Source organism: Oerskovia sp. NPDC060287 (assembly GCF_042726775.1).
GTDB classification, from domain to species: domain Bacteria; phylum Actinomycetota; class Actinomycetes; order Actinomycetales; family Cellulomonadaceae; genus Oerskovia; species Oerskovia merdavium.
This window is the reverse complement of record NZ_JBHXBO010000227.1, coordinates 1-6,496: the sequence shown is the minus strand read 5'-3', so window position 1 is coordinate 6,496 and position 6,496 is coordinate 1. Positions and strand designations below refer to the sequence as shown.

Annotated in this window: 3 protein-coding genes; all 3 read left to right on the top strand. The window is 68.2% G+C overall.

Translation table 11 applies throughout. The features are described 5' to 3' along the window. Nucleotides 1–911: 911 nt before the first annotated feature. Complete coding sequence (locus tag ACFWFR_RS16135) at nucleotides 912–3,281, top strand: glycoside hydrolase family 3 N-terminal domain-containing protein (RefSeq protein WP_377623631.1); 2,370 nt, start codon at nucleotides 912–914, stop codon at nucleotides 3,279–3,281. Between the two features lie 128 nt (nucleotides 3,282–3,409). After that, a complete protein-coding gene (locus tag ACFWFR_RS16130) occupies nucleotides 3,410–3,823 on the top strand; it encodes a hypothetical protein (protein WP_377623630.1) in 414 nt (137 codons plus the stop codon). Between the two features lie 153 nt (nucleotides 3,824–3,976). Next, nucleotides 3,977–6,496, top strand: a 2,520-nt coding sequence (locus ACFWFR_RS16125; RefSeq protein ID WP_377623629.1) for a glycoside hydrolase family 3 C-terminal domain-containing protein, incomplete at its 3' end; no start/stop codon positions are given.

Genomic DNA, 6,496 nt, shown 5'->3' with positions numbered 1-6,496 from the left:
AGCCACCACAGTTGTGGTGGCTACACGAACAACACCACCCACCCCCGGGGGAGACCCTGGCCCGGGTGGCGACAGGTAGCACGAGCGCCACGAGAACCATCCTCCTCTCAGAGCGAACCCAGGCTCCAGGGCCCCAGGGTCGTACCCGCCTCACCCCAGCCCGCCCTGCACCTGCCCGGCCCGTCCCGCACCCGCCCGGTCTCAGTCCCGGACCCGGACCCAGACCCGGACCAGCCACCAGCCGCAGCCCTCAGCGCTCGGGGACCGGGACCAGAGCCCGCACCACGCCCCCGGACTCGGTGTGCACCGTGAGAGAGCCGCTGTAGCTCTCGACGACCTGGCGCACCTTCCGCATGCCGTACCCGTTGTCGAGCGCGTCCGTGTGGTGGTGTGCGCGCGACCGTCGTCACGGCTTCTCGTCCGAGGTCCAGCGGTTCCGCAGGCGCCGTCGTGGCGCGCGTGGACGCGTGTCGCGCGCCGCCGTCGGACCGTCGGTGCGCCCTGCTCCTCGACAGCGGGACGCCGCGGAACGGCCGGCTCTGACCACTCCGGACAAGGTCTCTGCCACTGACAGCGCGCCTCTTCGCCGTGCTCGATCTCTGAGCCGTCGACAGTTTGTGCGTTGAAATCGACAGGTTGTGCAGAACGGGCCGGAGGGTGCCGACGGGCGCGCTGTGATGGGGGCGCTGGGCTCCGGTGATGGGACACGACGTGTGCCAGAGGAACCGCAGCTTCGCACAGGCCGGGCACGACGGGGACGTCTACCCGGCCCACGCGATCGATGTTGCCACGAGGGGGCATCTAGAGCGCGGCAGCACTTGAAGAGTCGAAGGAGACACACACGTGTACACCCGCAAGCGCGACGAAATGGGATGTCGATGAAGACTACGGCGGCACGACGAGGCCAGAAGATGACCAGAGGGGCAAAGGGCGCAGCGGCGCTCTCGGCGATCGCCCTGATCGCGGTTGCGGGATGCACCAGCGGCACCCCCGACGAGAACGAGACCAACAGCTCCAGCGCCTTCACCACGCGTGAGGTCACGGACGGCAAGACCGAGTTCGTGGTCGTCACGAACCCCGGCGACGGACCGGTCCTCTCCTACGGCGCGGACAGCGGCATCGAGCTCCTGACCGAAGAGGTCGACGGCAAGAAGCTGGCGTTCAAGGACATGAACGCCAACGGGACCCTCGACACCTGGGAGGACTGGCGCGAGACCGCCAAGGACCGCGCGGCGGCCCTGAGCGAGGAGCTCTCGATCGAGCAGATCGCCGGCCTCATGCTGTTCAGCTCGCACGAGCGTTCCCAGGTGGACGGGCTCACCGACGCCCAGAAGGAGTACCTGAAGGACTCCAACCTGCGCAACGTGCTGCACGCCGGTGCGAGCGACGCCGAGGCGACGGTCAAGTGGGCGAACGCGATGCAGGCCTACACCGAGACCCTTGCGGCTGACGGCACCCCGTACGTCCCCGTGAACTTCGCCTCCGACCCGCGCTCGACGGCGGGCTCCGGCGGCTACAACGCCGAGGGTGCGGACATCTCGCGCTGGCCGTCGAACCTCGGTCTCGCCGCGACGTTCAACCCGGAGCACACCAAGAACTTCGGCGAGATGTCCTCGGCCGAGTACCGTGCGCTGGGCCTGACGACGGCGCTGTCGCCGCAGATCGACCTCGCGACCGAGCCGCGCTGGCTGCGTGTCGGCGGCACGTTCGGCGAGGACGCCGACCAGAACACCGAGCTCGCCGCAGCCTACGTCGACGGCTACCAGGGCAGCGAGGGCACCGACGAGTGGGGGCCCGAGTCCGTCAACGCGATGATCAAGCACTGGTCCGGAGACGGCCCCGGTGAAGGTGGTCGCGAAGGGCACACCGACGCCGGCAAGTACGGCGTCTACCCGGGCGACAACATCGCGGCGCAGCAGCAGGCGTTCCTCGGCTCGCTCGACTCCGCCGCGGTCATGACCGCCTACTCGATCGCCCTCGACGCGAACGGCGAGCCGAAGTTCACCGACCGCATGGGGACTGCGTACGACCAGGACCGCATGGACCAGCTCCGCAAGGACGCCGGGTACGAGGGCGTCGTGGTGACCGACTGGGGCGTCATGAGCGGCGCCGACGACGAGGGTGAGATGTTCGGCATGGCCTGGGGCGCCGAGGCGCTCACCCCGGCCGAGCGCTATCTCAAGGTGCTGGGCACCGGCCACGACATGTTCGGTGGCGTCAACGACGCGACGCACATCCTCGAGGCCGCTGACCTGTGGCAGCAGAAGTTCGAGGCCGGAGAGCTCGAGGAGGACGCGCTGACCCGCTTCCAGGAGTCCGGTGCGCGCATCCTCACGATGTTCTTCAACCCGGGCCTGTACGAGAACCCGTTCCTCGACCTCGAGCAGTCGAAGGCGACCCTGGCGAGCGACGACAAGGTCGAGGCGGGCTACGCGGCCCAGCTCGACTCGGTCGTCATGCTGAAGAACGACGGCGAGACCATCTCGGCCTCCGACGCCGCGGCGTGGAAGGACAAGACCGTCTACATCCCGCGCAACTTCAACACGGGCTTCGCGAGCGCGTTCGGTCCCGGCGAGTACACCGAGGCCCCGAGCATCGACGTCGAGACCGCTGAGAAGTACTTCGGCAAGGTCGTCACCGACGAGGCCGTGACCGACGCCGAGGGCGTCGTGACGAGCTACACCGCTCCCGACCTCACCGACGTCGACCTCGTCCTCGTGGGCATGGACTCTCCTGACAACGGCGGCAACTTCTCCAACATCGGTCACGACCTGGAGAACGACACCTGGTACCCGCTGTCGCTGCAGTACCGCCCGTACACCGCCGACGGTGAGAACGTCCGCAAGGTCTCCCTCTCGGGCGACATCCTGGCCGACGGCACCAAGCAGAACCGCTCGTACTTCGGCAACACCTCGAAGATCGCGAACGAGTCCGACCTGGATGCGTTCGTCCGGGCCCAGGACGCCATCGCGGCCAGCGGCAAGGACATCCCGGTGATCACCGTCCTCAAGGCGATCAACCCGGTCGTCCCGGCAGAGTTCGAGGCCGCGTCCGACGCGATCGTCGTGGGCTTCGGCACCTCCGACGAGGCGCTCATCGAGGTCGCGCTCGGCCTCTACGAGCCGCAGGGCCGCCTGCCGATCCAGTTCCCGATCGACATGAACACGGTCGAGGCACAGCTCGAGGACGTCTCGAAGGACATGACGCCCTACACCGACGCCGACGGCAACGTCTACGACTACGGCTTCGGCCTGAACTACGCGGGGCCGATCACCGACTGACGGCACCGCACGGGCAGCCGGCGGTGAGTGCCGGCGGCTGCCCGCGTACCGGGGCGCCCCGTGGGCGCCCCGGTACACCCGTACGGCCGCGGGACGTGCTCGTGGCCAGAGAACATCAAGGAGCAGAAGTGAAGCAGAACAAGGTGCTGACCACCGGTCTCGGCGTCGTGCTGGGCCTGACGGGGCTCTTCGGGCTCACCGCCTGCGGGAGCGACGACGGCGCATCCGGGGCGAACACCTCCGCGGAGCAGTCCACCGACGTCGACATCAAGGAAGACCTCGAGAACGCCAAGACGGCTGTCACGGACGCCCTGGCCGAGGACGACTCCTGGGCCCAGATTATGCTTGCCAGCGACGTCAAGGCGCCGACCGTCAAGTACGGCCTCCTCGTGGTGCCCTTCGTCCCCTCGGAGGCTGCCTCGCGCGTCCAGGGCACGGTCGACATCAAGGACGGCAAGTTCACGATCGAGGGCGACTCGGCCGCGACCGGCCAGACCTGGCAGATCGACCAGGACGGAAAGATCTCCGAGGTCTCGGAGTAGCTCTACGGAGCACCGCCCGGTCCCTGGCCAGACGACGTCCGCGGGACCGGGCTGTCGACCAATCACGACGAGACGCTGGCAGTGCGTCACGTCCGCGGCGCAAGCCGGCGACCCCCATGACCTGATCGCTGCCCGCACTCGAGGAGGAATGCAGTGAACGCCAAGGCGAACAACGCCGACCGGCAGAAGAAGCCGATGTCGAACAAGAAGTACCTGTGGATCTGGGCCCCCGTGCTCGCCACGGTGACCGTCGTGACGGTCGTCGCGAACGTGGGCCTCAACGTCGCCGGCGGCTGGGTCTCGTCCCAGTTCGGGTCCGGGACGTACGAGTTCACGAACGCCGAGGAGTCGGCAGGCTGGGACACCGAGTACTACACGGCCGACTTCGACAGCATCGAGGACGTCGACGCAGCGGCCAAGACCCTCGTCGAGGAGATCGCGGCCGGCGGCATCGTCCTGGCGAAGAACGAGGCCGGCGCCCTGCCGATCGCTCCCAGCGCGCGGGTCACCATGCTCGGGCGCGCCGCGGCGGACCCCGTGTTCGGCGGCTCGGGCTCCGGGTCGGTCGACACGAACTCGGCCGTCACCGCGCGTGACGGGCTGGAGAACGCCGGGTTCGAGGTCAACGACCAGGTCTTCACCACGATCGAGGCGTTCGCCGCCGAGAACCCCCGCGGCTACATCGAGATGGACCGCCCCGACATCTCCAGCTACTACGTCGGCGAGCTGCCGGTGAGCGAGTACGAGGCACAGGCGGCGTCGTTCGAGCAGTACTCCGACGCGGCGATCGTCTACGTCGGCCGTCCGGGCGGCGAGGGCGGTGACCTCACGCAGGACATGGCGGACTGGGACGAGAACGCCGAGCCGGGCCAGCACCAGCTCGAGCTCAACAAGGACGAGCGCGACCTGATCGCCCTCGCCAAGGAGAGCTTCGAGACCGTGGTGGTCGTGGTCAACGCCTCCACGACGGTCGAGATGGGCGACCTCCAGGACGACCCCGGGGTCGACGCGATCCTGCTCGCCGGCTCGCCCGGCGCGACGGGCCTCGACGCGCTCGGCGACATCCTGGCCGGCGACGTGAACCCGTCCGGTCGCACCTCGGACCTGTGGGCCGCGGACTTCACGGCCGACCCGACGTTCGCGAACTTCGGCGGCTTCGTCTACGACAACATCGAGGCGTCGTTCCCCGTCCCCGCGATCGAGAAGGCCACGTCCAACGCCACGCTGACCCCTGACGCACCGTTCGTGAACTACGCCGAGGGCATCTACTTCGGGTACCGCTACTACGAGACCGCGGCGGCCGAGGGCTTCATCGACTACGACCAAGCCGTCGTCTACCCGTTCGGGTACGGCCTGAGCTACACGGACTTCTCCTGGAAGGTCGTCGCCACCGAGGCCGGCGCGGTCGACGGGAAGATCTCGGTCACGGTCGAGGTCACCAACACCGGGACGACCGCTGGCAAGGACGTCGTCGAGCTCTACTACAGCGCGCCGTACACGGCCGGCGGCATCGAGAAGTCGGAGGTCGTGCTCGGCGGCTTCACGAAGACCGGTCTGCTCGAGCCCGGCGCGAGCGAGACCGTCACGATCGACCTCGCGGTCGAGGAGATGGCCTCCTACGACCACCTCGACGAGACCGCGTACGTCCTCGAGGCGGGCGACTACGCCATCACGCTGCGCACCGACTCCCACACGATCGCTCCGGGCACCGAGCCGATCACGTACACGGTCGACTCCGACGTCGTGTACTCCGGCGACAACCACCGCTCGACGGACCTCGCCGAGGTGACCAACCAGTTCGACGACGTCTCGGCGCAGTTCAGCTCCGAGCCGACCGACGGCAAGATCCTCATGATGTCCCGTGCGGACTTCGCGGGGACCTTCCCGAAGGCCCCGACCGCGGACATGCTCGTCGCGGACGAGGCCGTGCAGGCGGGCTTCCAGCCCTGGGACGCCGACGCCGCAGCGGCCGCGTTCGACGGCGAGATGCCCACGACCGGTGCGCAGACCGACCTGACCCTCGTCGACATGCGCGGCCTCGCGAAGGACGACCCGAAGTGGGACGAGCTGCTCGACTCGATCGCCGTCGGTGACATGACGAGCATGCTGCTCAACGGTGCCTACCAGACGGCCGCGATCGGTTCGATCGCCAAGCCCCAGACCGTCGAGCCCGACGGCCCCGCCGGGTTCTCCTCGTTCATCAACTCCTCGATCAACGGCGTCGCCTACCCGTCGGAGTTCCTCATCGCGCAGACGTGGGACGTCGAGCTCGGTGCGGCGATGGGCGAGATGCTCGGCAACGAGGCGATGTTCAAGGACATCAACGGCTGGTACGCCCCGGCGATCAACCTGCACCGCTCGCCGTTCGGTGGTCGCAACTTCGAGTACTACTCGGAGGACCCGTTCCTCTCCGGCGCGATGGCGACCTCGGTGGCCAACGGGGCCGCGAGCAAGGGGATGTACACCACGCTCAAGCACTTCGCGCTCAACGAGCAGGAGACCAACCGCGTCAACAACGGCATCGCAACGTGGGCGACCGAGCAGACGATCCGCGAGATCTACCTCAAGCCGTTCGAGATGGCCGTCAAGAACATCTCCATGGACGTTCAGTACGTGTCGGACGCGGAGGGCACGATCTCGGAGACGACGATCGGCGCGGGCGGCATCATGAGC

What these genes read in the sequence shown, in the direction of transcription:
- ACFWFR_RS16135 (WP_377623631.1), top strand. Translation starts at nt 912, where the DNA reads ATGACCAGAGGGGCAAAGGGCGCAGCGGCGCTCTCGGCGATCGCCCTG.